Origin of the sequence: Allorhizobium undicola ORS 992 = ATCC 700741, from assembly GCF_000621665.1 — a bacterium.
GTDB classification, from domain to species: Bacteria; Pseudomonadota; Alphaproteobacteria; order Rhizobiales; family Rhizobiaceae; genus Allorhizobium; species Allorhizobium undicola.
In genome coordinates this window covers 16,599-41,737 of record NZ_JHXQ01000009.1, presented here as the reverse complement: position 1 = coordinate 41,737, position 25,139 = coordinate 16,599, and the positions used below count along the sequence as shown (strand labels likewise).

The 25,139-nt window shown below is 60.1% G+C and carries 19 protein-coding genes; 12 read left to right on the top strand and 7 right to left on the bottom strand.

The annotated features are described in order from the left end of the window. Window positions 1–13: 13 nt before the first annotated feature. From T424_RS0111165 to T424_RS0111150, 4 genes are all read right to left on the bottom strand, one after another. Entirely contained in the window at window positions 14–1,180 is a 1,167-nt protein-coding gene (locus tag T424_RS0111165; RefSeq protein WP_027487805.1) for an ATP-binding protein, read from the bottom strand. Window positions 1,181–1,361: 181 nt separating this feature from the next. Beyond that, complete coding sequence (locus tag T424_RS0111160; RefSeq protein WP_027487804.1) at window positions 1,362–2,795, bottom strand: NAD(P)(+) transhydrogenase (Re/Si-specific) subunit beta; 1,434 nt, start codon at window positions 2,793–2,795, stop codon at window positions 1,362–1,364. A gap of 19 nt (window positions 2,796–2,814) precedes the next feature. Continuing rightward, window positions 2,815–4,389: a Re/Si-specific NAD(P)(+) transhydrogenase subunit alpha gene (locus tag T424_RS0111155; protein ID WP_027487803.1), complete on the bottom strand. Its 1,575-nt coding sequence runs from the start codon at window positions 4,387–4,389 to the stop codon at window positions 2,815–2,817. A gap of 271 nt (window positions 4,390–4,660) precedes the next feature. Next, window positions 4,661–5,593, bottom strand: coding sequence for a LysR family transcriptional regulator (locus T424_RS0111150; protein WP_027487802.1), 933 nt, complete (start codon window positions 5,591–5,593; stop codon window positions 4,661–4,663). 168 nt (window positions 5,594–5,761) lie between these two features. On the opposite strand from T424_RS0111150, the gene chvE reads away from it, so the two are divergent. From chvE to T424_RS0111090, 10 genes are all read left to right on the top strand, one after another. Continuing rightward, entirely contained in the window at window positions 5,762–6,826 is a 1,065-nt protein-coding gene (chvE, locus tag T424_RS0111145) for a multiple monosaccharide ABC transporter substrate-binding protein (protein WP_027487801.1), read from the top strand. Window positions 6,827–7,016: 190 nt separating this feature from the next. After that, entirely contained in the window at window positions 7,017–8,552 is a 1,536-nt protein-coding gene (gene mmsA / locus T424_RS0111140) for a multiple monosaccharide ABC transporter ATP-binding protein (RefSeq protein WP_027487800.1), read from the top strand. Then, on the top strand, window positions 8,552–9,751 hold the full coding sequence (mmsB, locus tag T424_RS0111135) for a multiple monosaccharide ABC transporter permease (RefSeq protein ID WP_027487799.1): 1,200 nt from the start codon (window positions 8,552–8,554) through the stop codon (window positions 9,749–9,751). Before mmsA ends, mmsB begins: the two co-directional genes overlap by 1 nt. Before the next feature lie 244 nt (window positions 9,752–9,995). After that, window positions 9,996–10,961, top strand: a complete 966-nt coding sequence (gene araD1 / locus T424_RS0111130; protein ID WP_027487798.1) for an AraD1 family protein — start codon at window positions 9,996–9,998, stop codon at window positions 10,959–10,961. A 47-nt stretch (window positions 10,962–11,008) separates the two neighbouring features. Next, complete coding sequence (gene araD / locus T424_RS0111125; protein WP_027487797.1) at window positions 11,009–12,754, top strand: L-arabinonate dehydratase; 1,746 nt, start codon at window positions 11,009–11,011, stop codon at window positions 12,752–12,754. Between the two features lie 147 nt (window positions 12,755–12,901). Continuing rightward, the gene (locus T424_RS0111115; protein WP_027487796.1) at window positions 12,902–13,837 is read left to right on the top strand and encodes a Gfo/Idh/MocA family protein; all 936 of its coding nucleotides are present in this window, start codon (window positions 12,902–12,904) and stop codon (window positions 13,835–13,837) included. Between the two features lie 78 nt (window positions 13,838–13,915). Further along, window positions 13,916–15,430: an aldehyde dehydrogenase (NADP(+)) gene (locus T424_RS0111110; RefSeq protein WP_027487795.1), complete on the top strand. Its 1,515-nt coding sequence runs from the start codon at window positions 13,916–13,918 to the stop codon at window positions 15,428–15,430. Between the two features lie 14 nt (window positions 15,431–15,444). Then, window positions 15,445–16,395 carry a 2-dehydro-3-deoxygalactonokinase gene (locus tag T424_RS0111105; protein WP_051558935.1) on the top strand — a complete coding sequence of 317 codons (951 nt, stop codon included), beginning with the start codon at window positions 15,445–15,447 and terminating at the stop codon, window positions 16,393–16,395. Beyond that, window positions 16,392–17,039: a 2-dehydro-3-deoxy-6-phosphogalactonate aldolase gene (locus T424_RS0111100; RefSeq protein ID WP_027487793.1), complete on the top strand. Its 648-nt coding sequence runs from the start codon at window positions 16,392–16,394 to the stop codon at window positions 17,037–17,039. The genes T424_RS0111105 and T424_RS0111100 overlap by 4 nt, the downstream gene beginning before the upstream one ends. 154 nt (window positions 17,040–17,193) lie before the next feature. Beyond that, window positions 17,194–17,556, top strand: a complete 363-nt coding sequence (locus tag T424_RS0111090; protein ID WP_027487792.1) for a YbaN family protein — start codon at window positions 17,194–17,196, stop codon at window positions 17,554–17,556. Between the two features lie 7 nt (window positions 17,557–17,563). Here T424_RS0111090 and T424_RS0111085 read toward each other — a convergent pair whose 3' ends face one another. Further along, window positions 17,564–18,421 (bottom strand): DMT family transporter, encoded by an 858-nt coding sequence (locus T424_RS0111085; protein WP_084268482.1) that lies wholly within the window; start codon window positions 18,419–18,421, stop codon window positions 17,564–17,566. A gap of 423 nt (window positions 18,422–18,844) precedes the next feature. Between T424_RS0111085 and T424_RS0111080 the strand changes: the two genes are divergently transcribed. Continuing rightward, complete coding sequence (locus tag T424_RS0111080; RefSeq protein ID WP_027487790.1) at window positions 18,845–21,376, top strand: methyl-accepting chemotaxis protein; 2,532 nt, start codon at window positions 18,845–18,847, stop codon at window positions 21,374–21,376. Window positions 21,377–21,487: 111 nt separating this feature from the next. Beyond that, entirely contained in the window at window positions 21,488–22,507 is a 1,020-nt protein-coding gene (locus T424_RS0111075; RefSeq protein WP_027487789.1) for an NAD-dependent epimerase/dehydratase family protein, read from the top strand. A 217-nt stretch (window positions 22,508–22,724) separates the two neighbouring features. On the opposite strand, the gene T424_RS20785 is transcribed toward T424_RS0111075, so the two are convergent. After that, window positions 22,725–23,894, bottom strand: a complete 1,170-nt coding sequence (locus T424_RS20785; RefSeq protein WP_051558934.1) for a glycosyltransferase family protein — start codon at window positions 23,892–23,894, stop codon at window positions 22,725–22,727. Beyond that, window positions 23,891–25,138, bottom strand: a complete 1,248-nt coding sequence (locus T424_RS0111065) for a glycosyltransferase family 4 protein (protein ID WP_027487788.1) — start codon at window positions 25,136–25,138, stop codon at window positions 23,891–23,893. The genes T424_RS20785 and T424_RS0111065 overlap by 4 nt, the downstream gene beginning before the upstream one ends. Between the last annotated feature and the right edge of the window lies 1 nt (window position 25,139).

Sequence of the window (25,139 nt, the reverse complement as noted above, 5' to 3'; positions counted from 1 at the left end):
CTTTGTGTTTGCTCTAAAATCGTGTCCGGCGCAAAAAGTCATCAAACAGCGGAACAGTGAAATCTATGTCACCGTAGGAAGGCGCATAAATCATCCCTTTTTTTATAATGCTCGCTCGCCTCGGCCCCAGTGCTTTAGGCTCCATACCAAGGGCCTGCGCAACATCATTGACCTTATATGGACCTCTCCCCAGCGCTGCCATGGCTTTGACATAGTCGATTTCTGCTCGCGTCAGCCTGTCGAGCCTCACCCGGAAAAATCCGGAGTCTAGCCGGTCCAAGGCCTTCTGGCTTGCCTTAAGCACGTCCTCTAATGTGATTGGGCTGTCGGACGCGGTGTTCCAGGCATGATGCCCCCATTCCTGTAAGAAAAACGGATACCCGCCAGTCTTATTGATGATGACCTCCAGCGCTTCCGCCTGGATATCCACTCCCTCGCTCCGAAGAGGCTTCTGAATGGCTTCTCTCGCAGCATCGGCATCCAATGCCCCTATTTCAGGATAGACGAAAAGACGTTCCGCATAGCTTTTGGCATCTCCGGATAATTTGGCAACCTGCGGCAGCCCTCCTGCAAAAACCATGACAGGCAAATTTCGCTGCGACATCCGATGAACTGCAACGATGACCGCAGATAATTCTTCATTGTCCAGATATTGCACCTCGTCGATAAGCAATGCCCAACCTTTTCCCGCCGATTTCGCGGCATTGCCAACGGCTTCAAAAATTTCGGCAAGGTCGATTTCAAGGTTTCCGCTGTCTGCTGTTCCCACCTCTGGATCGACGCCAATTTCCACGTCACCGATTGCGATCTTGAACGTCGCTGCAAAGCTGCGGAGCACGCGAAATGCGGACCGGGCGCTTTGTTTTGCGGCCTCAAGGTTGGATAGCTTACGCAGAACTTGGCGCATCTGCGGATAGAGCATTTCCGTCAACGACTTATTCTCGGGGGTTTCGATGAACGACGTCACGTAATTGGTTCGTTCAGCAATTTCCAAAACCTCATTCAGCAATACCGTCTTTCCGGTACCGCGCAGGCCCAGGAAAATCTGGCTCTGCGCACTCCGGCCCATTACCACTCTTCCAAGAGCCACGTTTGCCGCCGAAACAATATCCTCTCGACCTGCCAGCTCAGGCGGTCGAGACCCCGCACCAGGCGAGAACGGATTTCTAAGCGGATCCATAGCGTGCTCCTGCGAAGACTAACAAATGCTAGGCAAAACTAAAAGAAAGTCCTTAGCTCACCTTAGTTCTTGATAGTTTATAGGCGCCATCGGCGCGCGACGTCTACCCTTGAAAAGCAAGGGGAAAGCAAAAAAGCCGGGCGTTTCCACCCGGCTTTCCATCTCTCAAACTCGCCAAATCTCACTTGATCATCGGCAACAATTCGTTGATCGACTTCTTGGCATCGCCATAGAACATCCGCGTGTTTTCCTTATAGAACAGCGGGTTTTCGATGCCGGAATAGCCGGTGCCCTGGCCGCGCTTGGAGACGAAGACCTGCTTGGCCTTCCAGACCTGAAGCACCGGCATACCCGCGATCGGGCTGTTGGGGTCTTCTTCGGCGGCGGGGTTTACGATGTCGTTGGAGCCGATGACGATGACAACATCCGTTTCGGGGAAGTCGTCATTGATCTCGTCCATTTCCATCACGATGTCATAGGGCACCTTGGCTTCGGCCAGGAGCACGTTCATGTGGCCGGGAAGACGGCCTGCGACCGGATGGATGGCGAAACGCACGTTCTTGCCAGCCGCGCGCAGCTTGCGGGTGAGTTCGGACACCGCCCCTTGCGCCTGCGCCACCGCCATGCCGTAGCCCGGCACGAAGATGATGCTGTCGGCGTCGTTCAGCGCATTGGCCACGCCTTCGGCATCGATGGCGATCTGTTCGCCGGTGATCTCCATGGCCGGGCCTGTCGTCGTGCCGAAGCCGCCGAGGATGACCGAGATGAAGGAGCGGTTCATCGCCTTGCACATGATGTAGGAGAGGATCGCGCCCGAAGAGCCGACCAGCGCGCCGGTGACGATCAAGAGGTCATTGCCCAGCGAGAAGCCGATGGCCGCAGCCGCCCAGCCCGAATAGGAATTCAGCATGGAGACGACGACCGGCATGTCCGCGCCGCCAATGCCCATGATCAGGTGATAGCCGATGAAGAAGGCAAGCAGCGTCATCAGGATCAGCGCCCAGACCGTGCCGGTGTTGCAGTAAAGCAGCAGCAGCAGGAAGGAGAGGATCGCCGCGCTGGCATTGAGATAATGGCCGCCCGGCAGCTTCTTGGCCTTGCCATCCACCTTGCCGGCAAGCTTGCCGAAGGCGACGACCGAGCCGGTGAAGGTGACAGCGCCGATGAAGACGCCAAGGAAGACTTCCACCTTCATGATGGCCAGTTCCACCGGCAGCTTGTGCGCCAGAATGGCCGCAAAGCCGGTGAGTTCGCTGCGCGCCGCCTCATCGAGGCGCGCCACATGGGCTTCCTCGATATGGGCATTATAGCCGATGAACACGGCAGCCAGACCGACGAAGCTGTGCAGCGCCGCCACGAGCTGCGGCATTTCCGTCATCTGCACGCGGCTTGCCACGAAGTGCCCCAGCACCGCGCCGCCCGCCAGCATCAGCAAAATGATGAACCAGTGGCCGACGCCCGGACCGAAGACCGTGGCGACAACCGCCAGCCCCATGCCGACAATGCCATACCACACGGCGCGCTTGGCGCTTTCCTGGCCGGAAAGACCGCCGAGCGAGAGGATGAAGAGAACGGCAGCAGCGATATAGGCTGCCGAAACGATACCGATAGTCATGTCAATTCCCCTCCCCGGCTCAAGACTTCTGGAACATGGCGAGCATACGCCGTGTCACGAGGAAGCCGCCGACGATATTGATCGTGGCGATCAGAACCGACAGTGCCGCCAGGATCACCACCAGCCAGTTGCTGGAGCCGATCTGCAACAAGGCCCCAAGGATGACGATGCCGGAAATGGCATTCGTCACCGCCATCAGCGGCGTGTGCAGAGAATGGCTGACATTCCAGATCACCTGGAAGCCGACGAAGCAGGCCAGCACGAACACGATGAAGTGGCTCATGAAGCTGACCGGCGCATAGGCGCCGACGATCAGCATCAACAGCGTGCCGATACCGAGCAGCAGAACCTGGCTCTTGGTCTGGGCCTTGAAATCGGCCAGTTCCCTGGCGCGCTTTTCCTCCGGCGTCGGCTCCTTCACCTTTTCCTTCGGCTTGGCGGCGGCAATGGCCTGCACCTTGGGCGGCGGCGGCGGATAGGTAATCGCCCCCTCGAAGGTCACGGTTGCGCCGCGAATGACATCGTCTTCCATGTTGTGAACGAGCTTGCCGTCCTTGCCGGGCGTCAGATCGGTCATCATATGGCGAATATTGGTGGAATAGAGCGTCGAGGCCTGGGTGGCCATGCGGCTTGGGAAATCGGTGTAACCGATGACGGTGACGCCGTTTTCCGAAACGATGCGCTGGTCGGCCACCGTCAGATCGCAATTGCCGCCGCGCTCGGCGGCGAGGTCCACGATTACCGAGCCCGGCTTCATGGCGGCAACCATGTCTGCCAGCCACAGCTTCGGCGCATCGCGGCCCGGAATGAGGGCGGTGGAAATGACGATGTCGATCTCCGGCGCCAGTTCGCGGAATTTCTTGAGCTGTGCCTCGCGGAATTCCGGCGAGGAAGGAGCTGCATAGCCGCCGGTGGCGGCACCATCCTGCTGCTGTTCCTTGAAATCGAGAAAGACGAATTCCGCGCCCATGCTTTCGATCTGCTCGGCCACTTCCGGGCGCACGTCGAAGGCATAGGTAATCGCACCCAGCGACACGCTGGTGCCGACGGCAGCAAGACCGGCAACGCCTGCGCCGATGACCAGCACCTTGGCAGGCGGGATCTTGCCCGCCGCCGTCACCTGACCGGTGAAGAAGCGGCCGAAATTGTTACCCGCCTCGATAACGGCGCGATAACCGGCAATATTGGCCATGGAGGAAAGCGCGTCCATCTTCTGGGCGCGCGAGATGCGCGGCACCATATCCATGGCGATGACATTGGCGCCCTTGTCCTTCGCCTGTTCCAGAAGCTCCTTGTTCTGGGCGGGATAGAAGAAGGAAATCAGCGTCTTGCCGGGTGCAAGCAGCTGCACTTCGGAGCTTTCCGGCGGGCGCACCTTGGCAATGACGTCGGCGGCGGCATAAAGGGCGGCAGCCCCTTCCACAACCGAAACACCAACTTTTTGATAAGCCTCGTCGGAAAAACCGGCAGCCTTGCCGGCGCCCGCTTCAATCACGCATTCATAACCCAGCTTTTGCAGCTGAACCGCGCTGTCGGGCGTCATCGCCACGCGCGCTTCACCCGCAAATATCTCGCGCGGCGAGCCAATCTTGATACTCACAGCAACCTCCTGACCCTAGAGCATTTCCAGGAAACATGGAAAACGGTTTTCCGTCCGGAAATGCGTTACAACAAACGCTTGAACTCCTGCGCGCTTCCAGCAAGCACCCAGGCATTCAAAGCCCCTCCTCGGGAACCATCACTCCCACCGCGCAGCATCCCCCACGCGGCATGTTGATCGCCGATGACTGTAGAAGCCCTGCACCGCAGAAAACAAGCCTTTATCAGCAATTCCGGTACGCTTCCCCCCTGGCTTCCCCCAGGTTTTAACGATTGATAAACTGCTGAAGCACCAGATCCTGCAACCGGCTGGCCAGGGCGGACATTCTGCGGCTTTTCAAGGTGATCATGTGGTAGGGCAGGACATTGATGGGCAAGGAGAGATCGAGCCGCCTCAGCCCCGCTCCGGTTCCCGGATGACAAAGCAGATCCGACACCTCGCGCGACACCGGCGCAATGGCGTTGGAACTGGCGATCATGGCGATCATCACCAGAAGCGAGGTCGTATTGACCACATCGCCGGGCAGGTTGGCGCCCGCCTCGACAAAGGCGTGCTCCACGGCCTGGCGCATGGGCGCACCCGGCCCCTGCATGGCCCAGGGAAAATGCTGAAGGTCGCCCATATGCAACCGGCCGACACCGGCAAGCGGATGACGCTGATGCACCACGAGGTCCACCTCCTCCGCCAGCGCGTGGCGAATATCGAACTGCCGCGCATCGATGCCGAAGGGAATGCGCCCCAGCACGAAATCGAACTGCCCGGACATGAGATTGCTGACCAGCGCCCCGCTGGGGGCAACGTCCACATGAATTTCCGCCATGCGTGATTCCGCCTTCAGCGCACGGATCGCCGGAACGATATAGCCGAGCGCCCCGCCCGTGACAGCTCCCACCCGCACCGTGCCGGAGGCGCCGCGCTTGATGGCATCCACCTCGCGCATCGCCTCGCGGATCTCCTCAAGAAGGGTTTCGGCGCGCCGCGCCAGCGCATTGCCGATCTCGGTCGCCTCCATTCCCTTGGGCGTTCTCACGAACACGGTCGCACCGACGATTTTTTCTATTTCCGCCAGCATCCGTGAAGCGGCGGGCTGTGTCATGGAGAGGCTTGCCGCAGCCAGACTGAGCTGGCCCAGATCTGCAATGGCCTTGATGAGGCTGAAGTGGCGCGGCTGCAAGCGCTGTGAGAGAATATCGGACATAGTTCATATACCATTATTGATATGGTCTTTGTCAAATAAATCATTTGAATGATATATAAGGGACGATAAGAGTCCGGCATTGGATCATGCAGGCTGTTTGCGGCCTGCCGGATTCTTAGCGGCGAACAGAAGGAGCTGGGGCCGCACGGAAACCAAGGGAGGTTCCTCGTGAAGAAACTCGTCAGTCTTTTTGCGTCCATCGCCATGGGCGCTGCCATCCTGTCATCCTCTGCAATGGCGGCAGACAAGGGCGCCGTCGGCATTGCCATGCCGACCAAGTCGTCCGCCCGCTGGATCGACGATGGCAACAATATCGTGAAGCAGCTGAAGGAAGCCGGTTACTCCACCGACCTTCAGTATGCCGATGACGATATTCCAAACCAGCTCTCGCAGATCGAGAACATGGTCACGAAGGGTGTAAAGGTTCTCGTTATTGCCGCCATCGACGGAACGACGCTGTCCGACGTTCTGAAGAAGGCCCATGACGCCGGCATCAAGGTCATCGCTTACGACCGCCTGATCCGCGACAGCGGCAATGTCGATTACTACGCCACCTTCGACAACTTCCAGGTCGGCGTTCTCCAGGCATCCACCCTGGTAGACGGTCTTGGCCTGAAGGACGGCAAGGGTCCGTTCAACATCGAGCTGTTCGGCGGCTCCCCGGACGACAACAACGCCTTCTTCTTCTATAATGGCGCGATGTCGGTCCTGAAGCCCTATATCGACAGCAAGAAGCTGGTGATCAAGTCCGGCCAGGAAGGCATGGACAAGGTTGGCACGCTGCGCTGGGATGCGGCAACCGCCCAGGCCCGCATGGACAACCTGCTTTCGGCCTACTACACCGATGCCAAGGTCAATGCCGTCCTGTCTCCCTATGACGGTATCTCCATCGGCATCATCTCCTCGCTCAAGGGCGTAGGCTACGGTTCCAAGGACATGCCGCTGCCGGTGATCTCCGGTCAGGATGCGGAAGTGCCGTCCGTCAAGTCCATTCTGGCTGGCGAACAGTATTCCACCATCTTCAAGGATACGCGCGAACTGGCAAAGGTCACGGTTTCCATGGTCAACGCTCTGATGGAAGGCAAGCAGCCTGAAGTCAACGACACCAAGACCTATGACAACGGCGTAAAGGTCGTTCCGTCCTACCTGCTTAAGCCGGTTACGGTCACGAAGGCCAATGTTGACGAAGTGCTCGTCAAGAGCGGCTACTACAAGGCCGATCAGCTGAAATAATGCATGGGCCGGGGCGGGCCATGCGTCCGCCCCGGCTTTTTGAAGCGAAAGCGCTCGCGCAAGGCGCAATGTCCCTTGCCGCAAAAGCGCAGAAAACTGTCACTTTGGCCTTAAGCTTCCACCCGTTGACAAACGTGGAGACGGCAAGACCGTCCGAAAGCTCGAATGGCCGTGGCGTGGGATTTTCATGATGACCGATACAATTCTCGAAATGCGGAACATCACCAAGACGTTTCCGGGCGTGAAAGCGCTCTCGAACGTGAACCTGAAGGTTCGTCCCGGTGAGATTCATGCATTGGTCGGCGAAAACGGGGCCGGAAAATCGACCCTGATGAAGGTTCTGTCCGGCGTCTATCCGGCTGGAACCTATGACGGCGAGATCTTTTTCGATGGCGAAGTCCGCAATTTCAAGGTCCTCAAGGACAGTGAGGAAATCGGCATCGTCATCATCCACCAGGAACTTGCCCTGGTTCCCCAGCTTTCGATTGCCGAAAACATCTTTCTCGGCAATGAAATCGCCTCGAAGGGCGTGATCAGCTGGGAAGAAACCTACCGGCGCACCAAGCAGCTCCTCGCCAAGGTTGGCTTGAAGGAGTCGCCCTCGACGCTGGTGACGGATATTGGCGTGGGCAAGCAGCAATTGACTGAAATCGCCAAGGCTCTTTCAAAGAGCGTGAAGCTGCTCATCCTCGACGAGCCGACCGCCTCGTTGAACGAGACCGATTCCGATGCGCTGCTGAACCTTTTGATGGAGTTCAGAAACCAGGGCATCACCTCCATCATCATCACCCACAAGCTCAACGAAGTGCGCAAGGTCGCCGACCAGATCACGGTTTTGCGCGACGGCCAGACTGTAAAAACACTGGACTGTCGCGAGGAAGAAGTCAGCGAGGACGTGATCATCCGCAACATGGTGGGACGCGACCTCGAAGACCGCTATCCACCCCGCTCCGTGCCGATCAGCGATGTCGTGCTGGATGTGAAGAACTGGAACGCCTTCCACCACCAGCATCGCGACCGTCAGGTGCTGCACGACATCAACATCCATGTGCGTCGCGGCGAAGTGGTCGGCATTGCCGGCCTGATGGGCGCGGGACGCACCGAATTCGCCATGAGCCTGTTCGGCCGCTCCTATGGCCACAAGATCACCGGCGAGGCGCTCGTTCACGGCAAGCCGGTGGATGTGAGCACTGTTCGCAAGGCCATCGATGCCGGTCTTGCCTATGTTACGGAAGACCGCAAGCATCTTGGCCTGATCCTCGGCGACAATATCCTGCACAATACCTCGCTTGCCAATCTCCAGGGCGTGGCGAACGGCACGGTGATCGACGACATCAAGGAAGCCAAGGTCGCCACAGATTATCGCTCGCGCCTGCGCATCCGTTCGCACGGCATCTATCAGGAGGCCGTCAATCTTTCGGGCGGCAACCAGCAGAAGGTCGTGCTGTCGAAATGGCTGTTCTCCGATCCGGAGGTGCTGATTCTCGACGAGCCGACGCGCGGCATCGATGTCGGCGCGAAATATGAAATCTACAGCATCATCAACCAGCTTGCCGCCGACGGAAAAGGCGTTCTGATGATCTCGTCGGAGATGCCGGAACTTCTCGGCACCTGCGACCGCATCTACGTCATGAACGAAGGGCGCATCGTCGCCGAACTGTCGAAGGAAGAAGCAAGCCAGGAAAGCATCATGCGCGCTATCATGCGCTCAGGGGAGAAGAAATAATGAATTCGGTCAATCATCCCACCGAAGAGCAGAACGTGGTGTCGATCGGCTCCTATATCCGCTCCAACATCCGCGAATATGGCATGTTGATCGCGCTCGTCGCGATCATGGTCTTCTTCCAGTTCTATACGGGCGGCATTCTGTTCAAGCCGGTCAACCTGACCAACCTCGTGCTGCAAAACTCCTTCATCGTCGTCATGGCGCTGGGGATGCTGCTGGTCATCGTGGCGGGCCATATCGACCTGTCGGTCGGTTCGATCGTCGGCTTTATCGGCGCGGTTTCGGCCGTGCTGACGGTGCAGCTCGGCATGGGCTTTTTGCCCGCCCTGTTCATCAGCCTGATCGTCGGCGGGCTGATCGGTGCTGCGCAAGGCTACTGGGTCGCCTATCACCGCATTCCGGCCTTTATCGTCACGCTGGCCGGAATGCTGGTCTTCCGCGGCCTTACCTATATCGTGCTCGGCAACAAGAATGTCGGCCCCTTCCCGGCTGATTTCCAGCTCATCAGCACCGGCTTCATTCCCGACATCTTCGATATGGGCGAACTGCATTCAACCTCGATCATCCTGACGGTGATCGGTGCGCTGACGCTGTTCGTGCTGGCCTGGCGCCGCCGCCAGAAGAATGTGGCACACGGCATCGATGTGGAGCCCTTCTCCTTCTTCGTGGTGCAGAACGTGATCGTTTCGGGCGCCATCCTGCTGCTCGGCTACCTGCTTTCCACCTATCGCGGAATGCCGAACGTTCTGGTGGTCATGCTGGCGCTGATCATTTTCTATTCCTTCGTCACGCGCCGCACCACCATTGGCCGCCGCATTTACGCCATGGGCGGAAATGAAAAGGCGACCAAGCTTTCCGGCATCAATACCGAGCGCCTCACCTTCCTGACCTTCGTGAACATGGGCGTTCTGGCCGGTCTTGCAGGCATGATCGTTGCCGCCCGCCTGAATTCGGCCACGCCGAAGGCCGGTGTGGGTTTCGAACTGGACGTCATTGCCGCCTGCTTTATCGGCGGCGCTTCGGCCTCCGGCGGCGTTGGCAAGATCACCGGCGCGGTCATCGGCGCGTTCATCATGGGCGTCATGAACAACGGCATGTCGATCATCGGCCTCGGGATCGACTATCAGCAGATGGTCAAGGGTCTGGTGCTGCTCGCCGCCGTGTTCTTCGACGTCTACAACAAGAACAAGGCTGCCTGAGGCAGCCTGTTGCGGCCCGCCTGCCACAGCTGGCGGGCCGACGACCAGGAAAGCGGCGGGGCGCTCCGCACAGGGTCATCGCCGCTTTCGACTTCTTCCAGGCGCGAAACATGCGTTCATCGCCGCCGCAGAAAGAAACCAGTCGCGACTGCCGGGCGAAGCGGCCCACAGGCGCCACTGCAAAAACAAAGCAAGGATGCTTCTCCGCTTCTGGATCGCGAAGCAGCCTATGAGGAATGGAAACATGTATCTGTCACAGCTCAAGGCTGGCGGCGTCATCTGCCGGCACGGGGAAGATGCGCGCCTGATTCAGGGTTCATCCACCACCTACGATCTGGCGATGGCCGCTATCGCCGCAGGCCAGAGCCTGAAGGATTTCGTGGCCGGGCGCGGCTTTGCCGAAACGGTGGATCTGAACGCCCTTGCCGCCTCCGGCAAGCTGGACTGCCCCATCCGTCACCCCGATCCCGCCCACATGTTCCTTACCGGCACGGGCCTCACCCATACCGGCTCGGCCTCTGCCCGCGACAGTATGCACGCCGATTCCGCCGGCATGAGCGACAGCATGAAGATGTTCCGCATGGGGCTCGAAGGCGGCAAGCCGAAGCCCGGCGAAACGGGCGTGCAGCCTGAATGGTTCTACAAGGGCACCGGCGTCAACGCCATTGCGCCGGGTGAGGCACTGATTTCGCCCTCTTTCGCGCTTGACGGTGGCGAAGAGCCGGAAATTGCAGGCTTTTACGTGATCGACCCGAACGGCAATCCGGTTCGTCTCGGCTTTTCGCTGGCCAACGAGTTCTCCGACCATGTGACGGAGAAGATCAACTATCTCTACCTTGCCCATTCCAAGCTGCGTCCGGCCTCCTTCGGCCCGGAAATGCTGATCGGCCCGATGCCCGACCATATCGGGGGCGCCTCGAAAATCCTGCGCGGCGGCAAGACGGTCTGGGAAAAGCCCTTCCTGTCCGGCGAAAACAATATGTCGCATACCATCGCCAATCTCGAATACCATCACTTCAAATATGGGCTGTTCTGCCAGCCGGGCGATCTCCACGCCCATATGTTCGGCACGGCTACGCTCTCCTTCGCCGATGGCTTCAAAACACAAGAAGGCGATGTTTTCGAAGTCAGCGCCCCCGAATTCGGCCTGCCCTTGCAAAATCCGCTGAAAATCGCGGCTGAACAGCCGCTCACCATCAAGACGCTTTAAGCAGCAGCAGCATTGGCTGCTTCAATAAAGAATGGGAAAGAAACGCCATGAGTGGTTTCACACCAAAGCCCTGGCCCCGCACGCTCCGCTCCCAGTCCTGGTATGGCGGGAATTCGCGCGATACCATCTACCATCGCGGCTGGATGAAGAATCAGGGCTATCCGCATGATCTTTTCGATGGCCGCCCGGTTATCGGCATTCTGAACACCTGGTCGGACATGACCCCCTGCAACGGCCATCTGCGCGAACTGGCGGAGAAGGTGAAGGCAGGCGTATGGGAAGCCGGTGGCTTTCCGGTCGAGATCCCGGTTTTCTCGGCCTCGGAAAACACCTTCCGCCCCACCGCGATGATGTATCGCAACCTTGCGGCACTGGCGGTGGAAGAAGCCATGCGCGGCCAGCCCATCGATGGCGCCGTGCTGCTGGTCGGCTGCGACAAGACCACCCCATCGCTTGTCATGGCCGCCGCTTCCACCGACCTGCCCTCGATCGTCGTCACCGGCGGCCCGATGCTGAACGGCTATTTCCGTGGCGAGCGCGTCGGTTCCGGCACGCATTTGTGGAAGTTTTCGGAAGCCGTCAAGGCCGGAGAAATGACCCAGGAAGAGTTCCTGGAAGCCGAAGCCTCCATGTCGCGCTCCACCGGCACCTGCAACACCATGGGCACGGCCTCCACCATGGCCTCCATGGTCGAGGCGCTTGGCATGGCGCTGTCCGGCAATGCCGCGATCCCCGCCGTTGACAGCCGCCGCCGCGTCATGGCCCAGCTTTCCGGCCGCCGCATCGTGCAGATGGTCAAGGACGACCTGAAGCCCTCCGACATCATGACCAAGGCCGCCTTCGAAAACGCCATTCGCGTCAACGGTGCCATCGGCGGCTCCACCAATGCCGTCGTGCATCTTCTGGCCATGGCGGGTCGTGTCGGCATCGATCTGACACTGGATGACTGGGACAGGCTTGGCCGCGACATTCCCACCATCGTCAATCTCATGCCATCCGGTAAATATCTGATGGAAGAATTCTTCTATGCGGGCGGCCTGCCGGTGGTGATCAAGCGTCTGGGTGAGGCTGGCAAGCTCCACAAGGATGCGCTGACCGTTTCCGGGGAAACGATCTGGGATGAGGTCAAGGATGTCCGCAACTGGAACGAGGATGTGATCCTGCCGGTCGAGAAGGCGCTGACCCAGCATGGCGGCATCGTGGTCCTGCGCGGCAATCTGGCGCCCAAGGGCTGCGTTCTGAAGCCGTCAGCCGCCTCGGCGCATCTGATGAAGCATCGCGGACGCGCCGTCGTCTTCGAAGACATCGACGACTATAAGGCCAAGATCAATGACGAGGCTCTCGACATCGACGAAACCTGCGTCATGGTGCTGAAAAACTGCGGTCCACGCGGTTATCCGGGCATGGCGGAAGTGGGCAATATGGGCCTGCCGCCCAAGGTGCTGCGCAAGGGCATCACCGACATGGTGCGCATTTCCGATGCCCGCATGTCCGGCACGGCTTACGGCACCGTTCTCCTGCACACCTCGCCGGAAGCCGCCCGCGGCGGGCCGCTGGCCATCGTGCGTGACGGCGATTTCATCGAGATCGACGTCGATGCCCGCAAGGTCCATCTCGATATTTCCGAGGAGGAATTGCAGCATCGTCTGGCTGATTGGCGCCCCTCCGTGGAAGCGCCCGCCAGCGGCTACGCCAAGCTGTTCCACGACCACGTGGAAGGGGCCGATACCGGTGCGGATTTCGACTTCCTCAAGGGCTGCCGTGGCGCGCCTGTCGGCAAGGATTCGCACTAAAGCATTTCCAGGAAAAGTGGAAACCGGTTTTCCGTCCGGAAATGCGTAAAAAACGTTAGAGCGTTTCCATGAAACGCTCTAACAAACAAACGGGGCGCGCCCGACAGCGCGCCCTTTTTTATAATGAGCCGTTTGTCAGGAAAGCCCATGACCACCTCTTCCCGGATCGCCCTTGCTTTGGCCGGCGTTGGCAAGATCGCTCGCGACCAGCATATTCCCTCCTGTGCCGATAGTGCCGATTTCGACATTACCGTCGCCATCAGCCGCAACGGCAAGATCGACGGCGCGGAAAACTTTACCAGCTATGACGAATTTCTTGAGAAGCGCCCCGATATTCGCGCCATTTCCCTCTGCACGCCGCCGGATGTGCGTTTCGCCATGGCCAAAAAAGCCCTTGCCAGCGGTCTTGACGTTTTGATGGAAAAGCCGCCCGCCGCCACGATCGGCGAGGCGCAAGCGCTGCGCGAACTGGCCGAACAGGCGGGCGTGGTGCTGTTTGCCACCTGGCATTCGCGTTTTGCCAATGGTGTGGAGCCCGCTCGCCAATGGCTTTCGGACAAGACCATTCGCAATGTGGAGATCACCTGGAAGGAAGACGTTCGCCGCTGGCATCCTGGCCAGGCCTGGATCTGGGAAGCCGGTGGTTTCGGCGTTTTCGATCCCGGCATCAACGCCCTTTCCATTCTCACCGCCATCATTCCCGGCCAGACCATCGTGGAAAAGGCCTCGCTTGCCTTCCCGGAAAACCGCCAGCAACCGATTGCCGCCAGCCTTTCCATGAGAAGTGCGGCAGGCGCACCGATAAACGCCGAATTCGACTGGCGTCAGGAAGGTCCACAAACCTGGGACATCGTGGTGGAAACCGAATCCGGCACGCTGAGGCTCGCAAAGGGCGGCGCGGAACTCTATATCGATGGGACACTTCAGGTCGAAGGCCCCGATCGCGAATATGCGCGCATCTATAGCCGCTTTGCAGACCTGATCCGGTCCCGCCGCAGCGACGCCGACTTCCAGCCGCTCAGGCTGGTGGCCGATGCCTTCCTGACCGGCGAACGTCACACGGTCGAGGCCTTTATCGATTAAGGTGGGGCTTTGCTCACCACGTCCGCCCGCCCCCACAAGGGCGGGCATTCCATGAAAAGATTTTGAAAGGATAGCAGGATGACGCTGAACCTCACCGGAAAACACCTGATTGCCGGCGAATGGGTCGATGGCAGCGAAACCTTCACCTCTACCCCCGCCACGGGTGACAGCCATGTCTTCCAAAAGGGTTCCGCCGCCCTGGTGGACCGCGCCATGCAGGCCGCCGAACAGGCATTCGAAAGCTTCGGCTATTCTTCCCGCGAAGAGCGCGCCAGCTTTCTGGAAGCCATCGCAGAGGAACTCGATGCCCGCGGCGCGGAGATCACGCAGATCGCCATGCAGGAAACCGGCCTGCCGGAAGCCCGGCTTGTGGGTGAGCGCGGCCGCACGACCGGCCAGTTGAAGCTGTTTGCCAGCCATATCCGCAAGGGTGATTATCTCGACCGCCGCCACGACGAGGCCCTGCCGGACCGCCAGCCGCTGCCACGTCCGGATATTCGCCTGATCCAGCGTCCGATCGGCCCGGTCGGCGTGTTCGGCGCCTCCAACTTCCCGCTGGCCTTTTCAACGGCGGGCGGCGATACGGCCTCTGCGCTTGCCGCCGGATGCCCCGTCGTCGTCAAGGGCCATGAGGCCCATCCCGGCACGTCGGAAATTGTCGCACAGGCAATCGATGCGGCCATCCGGCGCTGCAACATGCCCGCCGGCGTTTTCTCGCTGGTGCAGGGCGGCAACCGCGAAACGGGTGAAGCCATCTGCCTGCACAAGCTGACACGTGCCGTCGGCTTCACCGGATCGCTGCGCGGAGGCCGCGCCCTGTTCGATATTTGCGTGCGCCGCGAAGAGCCAATCCCCTTCTTCGGCGAACTGGGTTCGGTCAATCCCATGTTTCTGCTGCCTGCCGCCGTGACGGCACGCGGCGAGACGATTGCCAAGGGCTGGGCAGGCTCGCTGACCATGGGGGCTGGACAATTCTGCACCAATCCGGGCATTGCCATCATGCAGGAGGGCGCGGAGGCCGAAGCCTTCCTCGAAACAGCCAAAACCGCCCTTGCCGCGGTCAACGCCCAGACAATGCTGACCGACGGAATGGCCAATGCCTTCCGCGACGGCGCTGCCCGCGTCGAGGCGGCCGATGGCGTACGTCCGGTGCTGACCACCAGCTGCGAGCGGCGCAATGCGACACCTTATCTTTTCGCCACGACGGGCGAAAACTTCCTGGCGCAGCACGTTCTGGGTGAGGAAGTGTTCGGCCCGCTCGGTATTCTCGTCACTGTGAAGGATGAGGACGAGATGGTGACGCTGGCGCGCAACTTCGAGGGCCAGCTGACCGCAACCCTGCAAATGGATGAGGCGGACGCCCCCATCGCCCGGCGCCTGCTGCCGATCCTGGAGCGCAAGGCGGGCCGCGTGCTGGCCAATGGCTTCCCCACCGGCGTCGAGGTCTGCGATGCCATGGTGCATGGCGGGCCCTATCCGGCCACCACGAATTTCGGCGCGACCTCGGTGGGCACCATGGCGATCCGCCGCTTCCTGCGCCCCGTTTCCTATCAAAACCTGCCGGTCGCCCTGCTGCCGGAAGATTTGCAGTAAGCGAGGGCTGACAGATGACGGCAGCAGCCTCCCCTGAGGCAGGCCCATTTGCGGCGCTGGTGGACTGGGGCACAAGCAATTTCCGCATCTGGCTGGTGGATAGCGAGGGCATTGTCCTTGGCGAAGGCCAGTCTGCGGATGGCATGTCGGCCACGGCGGCGCAAAACCGCTTTGCTGCCGTGCTGGAGGAACATCTGGAGGCGCTGAATGCGCCTCCATTCCTGCCGGTCGTGATTGCGGGCATGGCAGGCGCACGCGCCGGATGGCTGGAGGCGCCCTATGTGGAAACACCGACGGCACTGACCGATCTGCACCTTCATACCGTCTGCCCGCAGGCAGCGCGCAAGGTGCATATCCTTCCCGGTCTCTGCCAGAAACAGACCGGCCCCTTCGACGTGATGCGCGGCGAGGAAACCCAGCTTGCCGGCGTCATTGCCGGTGGCATTGAAACCGGCATCATCGCCATGCCGGGCACGCACTGCAAATGGGTGGATCTCGAACAGGGCATCGTCAAACGCTTCCGCACCGCCATGACGGGCGAACTCTTCGATCTCATCGGCAAGCAGTCGATCCTGAGGCTTTCCATTCCCGCCGAGGCGACGGAATTGAACGGAGAGGCCTTCGATCAAGCCGTGAGCGAAGCCTTGAGCCCGGCATTTTCCCTGCCAACCGGCCTGTTTTCCATTCGCGCCGCCGCACTTTTGACCGCACCGGCGGAAAACGAAGCGGCAAGCCGCCTTTCCGGTTTGCTGATCGGGGCCGAGATTGCCGGGATGCGCGCCTTCTTCGAAGGCGGAAAAACCGTGCATATCGTCGCTTCCGCCAGGCTTTCGGCCCTTTATGCCCGTGCGCTGCATCTGGCAGGCGTTGTCTCGCACCCGCTGGATGGCAGCGCTCTCGTGCGCCACGGCCTGTTTGCCGCGGCCCGCAAGCTTATCGTTCAAGATCAGGATATTCGCCCATGACATCTCAAAGCGTCGTCTGGCCGCAATTGAAGCGGGAACTGGTTGCCATTTTGCGCGGCATCACGCCTCAGGACATTGAGAGCGTTGTCACCGTTCTGCTGGAAGAGGGCTTCGAAGCCATAGAAGTGCCGCTCAATTCGCCCGATCCCTTCCTGTCTATCGAAAAGGCGCGCAAGCTGGCGCCCTCCTCGGTGCTGATCGGCGCAGGAACGGTTCTGGATGTCGCCGATGTGGAACGCCTGCATGGCGTTGGCGGCAATCTGCTCGTCACCCCCAATACCGACCCGGCAGTCATCGGGCTTGCCGCGCGGCTCGGCATGGTGTCCATGCCCGGCGCCTTCACCCCCACGGAGGCGCTGGCAGCCGTCAAGGCAGGCGCCTCGGCCATCAAGTTCTTTCCTGCAAGCGTTCTTGGCCCAAGCGGCATTGCCGCGATCAAGGCCATCATGCCGCCCCATATTCCGCTTGGCGCAGTTGGCGGGGTGGGAGAGCATAATTTCGGCGATTACCTCAAGGCAGGCGCCCGCGCATTCGGGATTGGCACCAGCCTCTACAAGCCTGGCGACAAGGCCGATGGCGTCAAGGCCAAGGCAAATGCGCTGGTAGCCGCCTATGACGCCGCCGTGGCGGCCCATAAAAGCTGACAGACCGCCTCTGGAAAAAGATCGGGAAAAAGGCCATGATCGCTGCCGATCATGGCCTTTTGCGCATTGACCTGCGAAAAGTGTATAACCGTTTTCCCCTCCGGAAATCTGCCATGGCTTGCGCCCTGACAGAAGAAAATGCCGGGAGAAACTGATGCGACTGATCCTGATGGCCCTGGGGTGGTTTTTCGTCGGCCTTGGAATTATCGGCATTTTCGTGCCTCTTTTGCCCACTACCCCCTTCATGATCCTGGCCGCCGCCCTGTTTGCCCGTTCCTCACCGCGCTTTGAACAATGGCTGCTGGATCATCCACGCTTCGGCCAGCCCCTCCTCGATTGGCGAAAGCAGGGTGCGATTTCAAGAAAGGCAAAGCTCCTCGCCGTCATCGTCATGGCGGTCAGCTTTGCGGCCATGGCGCTGACCTCGAATGCATCGACGGCCCTCAAGGCAATCACGGGTCTTATTCTCCTCGGCAGCGCTGCCTTCGTGGTGAGCAGGCCGGATCCGAAGAGATAGAACACCCTTACTCGGGCACGGCAGGCAAAATGCAGTCGCGTTTCTTCAATTGCCTTTCACGGAAGAAAATGAACAGGCCGGACGCGATGATGAGCGAGGCGCCGACAATCATGCTGGGGCGAGGAACATCGCCGAAGAACAGCCAGCCGAAAATGACCGCCCATAGCAACAATGTATATTGCAAGGGCGCGACCGCCGCCGCATCAGCCATTTTCAAAGCCCTGTTGACCAGCATATGCGCGCCCATGGAAACGACCCCAAGCATGGAAAGCATGAGGAAATGGCCGGTGGAGGCAATCGGCGCCCAATCGAAAGGCGCGAAGAAAAGGCCGCCGATCAGGGCCGCCACCACCTGAAACAGCACCAGCATCCTGTCCGGCGTGCCGCGAAGCGAGCGGCCGGACAGCATCATGAAGGCAAAGGCAGCACTCCCTGCAATCGAGACCGTTGCTGCGGGCGTGAACATCTGGCTGGAGGGCTCCAGCGTAATAAGCACACCAATAAATCCCACCAGAATGGCGCTGATCCGCCGCCACCCCAGCCGCTCCCCAAGCAGAAAGGGCGAGGCCGCGGCCACATAGATCGGCGCAGCCAGCCAGTAGGTCATCACATCGGCAAGTGGCAGGGCCTTGACGGCGAAGTAAAAGGTGATGATCTCAACCGTTGACGCCAGAACGCGGGCAAGCTGCATCCGGGGCTGCTCGACATGGCGCACCATGCGCCATCCGCCACCGGCCAGAAAAGGCAACAGCAGGACAAGCGCCGCCAGACTGCGCAGTACCACCACCTGCCCCAATCCGTAATCTGCAACCAGCGCCTTGGCCATTGCGTCGTTCAGGGCAAACATCAACATGCCAAGCAGCATGATGGCCGGACCGCCAAGCGCGATGCGGCGACGAAAAAAATCAGACGGCAAGCAAGGCTCCATCATGCTGCAACCAGAACGCCGCCCGCTATACAGCATCTGCAAGCAAAGCGAAATGCCCTGCGAAAAAGGGGGTTGAAAGCGGCGAAGATCAGCGAAATCCCGCCACGCGCCGCTCCATTTAAGTACATCTTAACATTGGAAGCTCATAACTTGCAGCTGATGAATCCGCGGGTGGCTTCCACGGGCGATGAATGCCCGCCGGGAAGACAACGGCAAGGTCTGCGCTCCATGAGGAGGAGCCGCACATCTTGCAGGATCGAACCAGCCAGGCGAAGGGCGTTTCCTTTCCCCACGGCTGGCCTTAACGAATCGGCAGCCTGCCGCGAACATGATCGCGGGCGGACTGGAGGAGCAAAATTGATGTTGATTGATCGAGTGCTGTCGCGTTTCCGCATCCAGACCAAAGTGCTGATCTTCATTCTGCCTTTCGTTGTCTCCATTAGCGCCGTTGGCCTGACCGGGCTTTACGCTTCCGGACTTCTGCAAGGGCGCATGGAGCTATCGAACAGCGTGTTGCAGTCTCTCAGTGGTTTCCGCGACGTCTCTGCCGCGATGAGCGACTTTCTGGACCAGACCACGCCCGCCACGCGCGATGCGGTTACGGGCAAGCTCAAGGAGCAGCAGCAGGTTCTGCGCGATACGCTGGATCGCCTGACGCCTGAGGCCGAAGGACGCACCGAGCTGGAAAATGCCGCCGACGCCGTCGATGGCATTACCAATCGCATAGGCACGCTCTGGTCTATCCATGAAACCGAAACCGGCCTTATCAAGGAAATGCAGAAAGGCCTCGCGACTGTCGTCAATACCAGCGTGAACCTCAACGAAGCCATGAAGAAGCTACAGCGCACCGTCAATGACGATGAAGCGCAGGCCAAGCAGATGCTCCGCGATGCCGACCGCATCATGTCCACCAGCGCGGCCCTCAGCGAGCTCAACTCGAAATTCGGCAAGCTCGAAAGCATCGACGAAAAATTCGCTTTGGTCGCGGCAAGTATGCCAGACCTGAAAAGCAAGCAGCGTGTTCTGGCCGTAGCTCTGCCCGACCAGAACAAATCCGCCGCCAAGACGGTGGAAACGCTGGTCAAGGATCTTACCGATCTCGTGACAGCGGGTGACAAGTCGCAAGAGGTCATTGACGCCATGGCCGTCAAGCTTCGCAATTTCACGCAGCTTTCGGCCTATCTCAACCTTGCCGCACAGCAGAAGATGAAGGATGCGACGCTGAAATTCGGCACGCTGGACAAGCCGATGGAACAGGCGCAGGCCGTGGTGAATGACGGCCGCAACGTTATCAATTCCGGCTATGCGCTTCAGATCACCACCGCACGCTTCATGCTTGCGCCGACGGACGAGAACCTCAAGCGCATCGCCCAGGAATTCCTTTCCATGCGCAAGACGCTGACCTCGCTGGATGGCAGCGCCGGTACGATGGATTTCTACCAGCCGATCCGCGACAAGCTGCTTGGCGCCATCGACGGCATGGACAAGGCCAGCGCCGCATTGGTGAAGACCAGCCTCGACCGGCAGCAGAATTTCGCCACGGCAAAGGCGGACCTCGACAAGATCTGGAAGCAGCTGACCAGCTTCGCCGAATTGCAGAAAATCAGCGCGGGCGAAGAGCGTCAGGACGCCAATTCGATCTCCATCGGGGCGATGGTCCTTGGCATCCTCATCTCGATTTTCGCAGGCATCGGCCTTGTGCTGACCTTCAAGGGTCCGATCGGGCAGATCACCGCCGCCATGCGGCGGCTGGCGGAAGGCGTGCTGGATATTCGCATCAACGGCGAAGCCCGCATCGATGAAATCGGTGAGATGGCCCGTGCGCTCGGTGTCTTCAAACAGAACGCCCTTTCCAAGATCGAGATCGAAAAGCAAAGCGCGGCCGAACGTGCCGAAGCCGAAGCCGAACGCCGCCGCAACGATGCGGAAAAACAGGAAACCGACCGGCAGATCGAGTTTGCCGTCGGCGCGCTCGCCTCGGGCCTTGGCCGTCTGGCGAATGGCGACATCTCATCCACGATCGATACGCCATTCCATGGCCGCCTGGAGCAGTTGCGCACCGACTTCAACAGTTCGCTCATGCGTCTTCAGGAAACGATGACGAACATTCGCTCCAACACCTTCATGATCCAGCGCAATGCCGCTGAAATGAGCTCGGCCGCAGACGATCTTGCCAAGCGCACCGAACAGCAGGCCGCCTCGTTGGAAGAAACCGCCGCCGCCGTCGCTGAAATCACCTCGACGGTGAAGACCTCCGCCGCACAGGCTGAAGACGCCAACCGCATCGTGACCGAAACCAAGACCGCAGCCGACACCTCCTCCCGCGTGGTAACGGATGCCATCAACGCCATGACACGTATCGAGGAGGCCTCGGGCCAGATCGTGCAGATCATCGACGTGATCGATGAGATCGCCTTCCAGACCAACCTTCTGGCCCTCAATGCCGGCATCGAGGCCGCCCGTGCGGGCGAAGCGGGCAAGGGCTTTGCGGTGGTGGCGCAGGAAGTGCGTGAACTTGCCCAGCGTTCTGCCGGCGCCGCCCAGCAGATCAAGGATCTCATTCACAAATCCTCGACGGAAGTTGCCTCCGGTTCGGAGCTGGTGCAGCGCACCGGCACGGTACTGGGCGAAATTTCCGCCAAGATCGTTACGGTTTCCCAGCGCGTCGAAGCCATCGTCTCCGGCAGCCGCGATCAGGCCGTGGCGCTTGGTGAAATCAACTCCTCCGTCAACGGCATGGACCAGATGACCCAGCGCAACGCCGCCATGGTGGAAGAGACCAATGCGGCCACCCGCCAATTGGCCGACGAGGCCGACGAACTGATGAACCTTGTCAACCAGTTCAAGCTCAAGCCGGAGGACCAGCGCCGCGCAGGGTCCATGGCGGCCTGAGTTTTTCCGCGCCATTCAGGGAAAAGGCTTTTCCGTTGCCATGAAAAAACGATAAGAAGCGCCGCTGCATGAAAGATGCAGCGGCGCTTCTCACCTGTCAGGATCATGCCCGTGCGCTATTTCATTACCGGAACAGCAGGCTTTATCGGCTTTCATCTCGCCCGCAGGCTGTTGCAGGACGGTCACGAGGTGGTGGGCTATGACGGCATGACCGCCTATTACAATCTGCGCCTCAAGGAAGCCCGCCTTGCCGGTCTTATACAATTTCCCGGTTTTACAGGCATAACCGCCATGCTGGAGGACCGGGAAAGGCTGGAGCAGGCGATCCGCACCGCCGCGCCCGATGTCGTCATTCACTTGGCTGCCCAGGCCGGCGTGCGCTACAGCCTTGAAAATCCGCAGGCCTATCTCAGTTCCAACCTCGTCGGTTCGTGGAACGTCATCGACATTGCCCGCGAAATCGGCGTGCAGCACCTGATGCTGGCCTCCACCTCATCGATCTACGGCGCAAATCCCGCCATCCCTTTTCGGGAAACCGACCGCGCCGATGAACCGATGACCTTCTATGCCGCCAGCAAGAAGGGCATGGAACTGATGGCGCACAGCTACGCCCATCTCTACCGGGTGCCCACCACCGCCTTCCGCTTTTTCACCGTCTATGGCCCCTGGGGCAGGCCGGACATGGCGCTGTTCAAATTCATGAAGGCCATGCTGGCCGATGAGGCCATCGAGATTTACGGCGAAGGCCGGATGAGCCGCGATTTCACCTATATCGATGATCTGGTGAGCGCGATCATCGGCCTTTCCGCCATCGCACCCGCGGAAGAAAACCGCATCACCGCCCCGGCAAACATCGACACCCTGTCGCACAATGCCCCCTTCCGCATCGTCAATATCGGCGGCGGCGAGCCCGTGGCGCTGATGGACTTTATCGAGACGCTGGAAAATGTGATGGGGCAAAAGGCCAAACGCACGCTGCTGCCCATGCAGAAGGGTGACGTGCCGCGCACCTTCGCCAGCCCCGATCTGCTGCTGGCGCTGACCGGGCAAAAGCCCTCCACCGCGCTGATCGACGGCGTAAAAGCCACCGTCCGCTGGTATCGCGACCATGCGCAGGAGTTGAAGCTTTAGAGCATTTTCAGGAAAAGTGGAAGCCGGTTTTCCGTCTGAAAATGCGTAAAAACAAATAGTTAGATCGGTTCAATGTTTCCGTGAAACAATGAACCGATCTAGGGGCATTTCCAGAAAAAGTGCATTCGGTCTTGCGCCCGGAAATGCGTAAAAACAGAGAGTTAGCTTTTTAGGTTTTCGGAAAGGCGCCGCCGGAAAGTGCCCGCGTAACCTGCCATCAGGCCGTCACGGGTGTCGGCTGCGGGTGATTGGTGTTGAAGCCACGAACAAGACGGGCCGTGGTGGCGGCGCCATCCAGCGATATGCTGAGATTTGCGGGAAAGCGCAGCTTTCGCGCCCGTGAAATGGCCAATGCCATGGCCTCGCCGGTCAGCCCGTCTTCTTGCAGCACATCGGCAAGGCCCAGCGCCTTCAGTTTTTCCGCCCTTAATGTCTGCTCCGTCTCGCCACCTGCCGCAAAGGGAATGAGAAGGCCGGGGCAGCGCGCCCGCAGAAGATCGCAGACCGTGTTATAGCCTGCCTGCGAAATGGACAGTTTCGCATTGGGCAAAAGGCCTGGAAAATCCGGGCGGAAGCGGTAAAGCGCCACACGGCCCTGGCTTTCGGCCTGAAAGCGCTGGAATTCGGCTTCCGGCAGATTGGGCCCGGTAATGACGCACCAGCGTTCATCGCCGCCCAGAAGCGCGGAGGCCTCAAGCGCTGCGGCAATCAACCTGCCGCCAACGGCCCCGCCGCCTGCCGAAACGATGAAATCGAAATGCTCATCCGAAGCTTCGGGTGGCGGTGGCGTCACAAGCCCGGTGTAAAGCACCTTGTCGCGAATTTCGCTCGCCAGCGGGAAGGTCTCCTCGAGCCGGATGAAATCAGGATCGCCATGCACGAGAACGCCATCGAAATGCGCCTGAACCAGATCTACCGTTTCCCGGTCGCGTCCGGCTTTGCGGTTTTCCTGAAGAATGTCGCGAATGGATGCAAACAACAGCGGTCTCTTGCCTGCCTTGCCAATAGCCTCAAGAAGCGGCAGCAATTCGAAGCGCACCTGCCGGCGCCCGAAGGGAAAGGCCTCGATGATCACGGCGTCCGGCTGCACGCCCTCGAAGGCGGCCAGCAGCAGCTTGGCGCGCGCCGCCTCGAAGGCCGTATCGACCGGTTGGCCACGCTCATCGACAAGCCCGGAAAAGCCGCCATCGGCACTGAGGATAGCGGGCAGTTGCACATGTTCGATGCCGGGACCGGGAAAACCCTTCACGGGCGCGCCGCCTGTAACCATGGTCACGGCCATGCCCTCTTCCACCATGGCGGCGGCAATCCGGCTGGCGCGGGCCAGATGGCCTATTCCCAGCAGATGCTGCACATAGAAAAACACCCGGCGCACTTCGCCCTTCATGCCCGTCGGCTCCAGCTTTCGGCAAACAGCCGCGTGAGATCGCGAATGCTGTTGCGATAATCGAAATCACGGCGCACCCGCGCCGCCGCCGCGCTGCCCAAAGCGTGACGGCGCTCAGGGTGACGCATGGCATTTTCCAAGGCAAGAGCCAGCGCGGCAGGATCTTCTGAAGCAACGAGCAGGGCATTCTCGCCATCCGAAAACAATTCGGAAATGCCTGAAACCGTCGTACTCACCGCCATCAACCCCTGGCTTGCCGCCTCCACCAGCACATTGGGCAGGCCGTCGCGGTCGCCGTCTTCGGTAATGCGGCAGGCAAGGCAGAAAAGATCGCTTTCACGGTAATGCGAAAGCACGTCCCGCTGGTCCATGGCCCCTTTCCAGTCGATCCGTTCCGCAAGGCCGAGTTCGTCTGCCAATGCCTTGAGGCGAACCAGTTCCTCGCCACCCCCGATATGGGTGAAGCGCCAGTTGAGGTCGCGCGGCAGGCTCGAAAGCGCCCGCAGCAACACGTCATACCCCTTTTTGCGCACCGCGCGGCCAACGCTGAGCAGGCGCACCGGCTCTGACCTATCGCTGCCGTCGCGCTGGCTGCGGGGGGCGTCGAAGGCCGGAAAACGCTTAAGATCGAGCCCGTGATAGGAGAGATGCACGTTTTGCCGCGCGCCCGAAAGCGCGTTCAGCCGCGTGAAACCGGCCTGCGTACACGTCACCGCCCAATCGGCGCGGTCAAGCTTTTCGGCAATGTCCCAATCGGCAGAGGTCCATATGTCCTTGGCGTGGGCCGAAACAGACCACCCCATGCCCCGCAACAGACTGGCATAAAGCGCCACGGAAGCCGGCGTGTGGATGAAATGCGCGTGCAGCCAGCCTGCATCGCCCGGCCATTCCGCCGCCAGAACGGCGGCCTGACCGAACCGGCGAAAGCGATTGCGGCTGACATCACGCGGCAGATCCCGCAAAAACTGCGAAAGAGCCGCCGTCCTGCCCGGCATCCGCATGACCTTCCACATCGCTTTCAAAACCCGCAGCGGCTCCTCATGCAGATATTCGGGCAGGTAATGCACCGGCGCCTGAATTTCATCATGCACCGGGTGACGCTTCTTGTCTGTCGGGCGTCGCATGGCCACCAGCACCAGCCGGTGTCCCGCCTGCTCAAGCCCCAGCAATTCCTGGGCAATGAAGGTTTCGGAAAGGCGCGGATAACCTTTCAAAAGAACCAGTATCGTTTTCTTGTCCTGCACG

Bases quoted from the DNA above. Each gene is read 5' to 3' on its own strand.
- T424_RS0111115 (WP_027487796.1), top strand. From the start codon at position 12,902: ATGACCACCTCTTCCCGGATCGCCCTTGCTTTGGCCGGCGTTGGCAAG.
- T424_RS20785 (WP_051558934.1), bottom strand. From the start codon at position 23,894: ATGAAGGGCGAAGTGCGCCGGGTGTTTTTCTATGTGCAGCATCTGCTG.
- T424_RS0111165 (WP_027487805.1), bottom strand. From the start codon at position 1,180: ATGGATCCGCTTAGAAATCCGTTCTCGCCTGGTGCGGGGTCTCGACCG.
- T424_RS0111110 (WP_027487795.1), top strand. From the start codon at position 13,916: ATGACGCTGAACCTCACCGGAAAACACCTGATTGCCGGCGAATGGGTC.
- T424_RS0111080 (WP_027487790.1), top strand. From the start codon at position 18,845: ATGTTGATTGATCGAGTGCTGTCGCGTTTCCGCATCCAGACCAAAGTG.
- araD (WP_027487797.1), top strand. From the start codon at position 11,009: ATGAGTGGTTTCACACCAAAGCCCTGGCCCCGCACGCTCCGCTCCCAG.
- araD1 (WP_027487798.1), top strand. From the start codon at position 9,996: ATGTATCTGTCACAGCTCAAGGCTGGCGGCGTCATCTGCCGGCACGGG.
- T424_RS0111100 (WP_027487793.1), top strand. From the start codon at position 16,392: ATGACATCTCAAAGCGTCGTCTGGCCGCAATTGAAGCGGGAACTGGTT.
- mmsB (WP_027487799.1), top strand. From the start codon at position 8,552: ATGAATTCGGTCAATCATCCCACCGAAGAGCAGAACGTGGTGTCGATC.
- T424_RS0111150 (WP_027487802.1), bottom strand. From the start codon at position 5,593: ATGTCCGATATTCTCTCACAGCGCTTGCAGCCGCGCCACTTCAGCCTC.
- T424_RS0111085 (WP_084268482.1), bottom strand. From the start codon at position 18,421: ATGCTGCTTGGCATGTTGATGTTTGCCCTGAACGACGCAATGGCCAAG.
- T424_RS0111160 (WP_027487804.1), bottom strand. From the start codon at position 2,795: ATGACTATCGGTATCGTTTCGGCAGCCTATATCGCTGCTGCCGTTCTC.
- T424_RS0111105 (WP_051558935.1), top strand. From the start codon at position 15,445: ATGACGGCAGCAGCCTCCCCTGAGGCAGGCCCATTTGCGGCGCTGGTG.
- T424_RS0111090 (WP_027487792.1), top strand. From the start codon at position 17,194: ATGCGACTGATCCTGATGGCCCTGGGGTGGTTTTTCGTCGGCCTTGGA.
- mmsA (WP_027487800.1), top strand. From the start codon at position 7,017: ATGACCGATACAATTCTCGAAATGCGGAACATCACCAAGACGTTTCCG.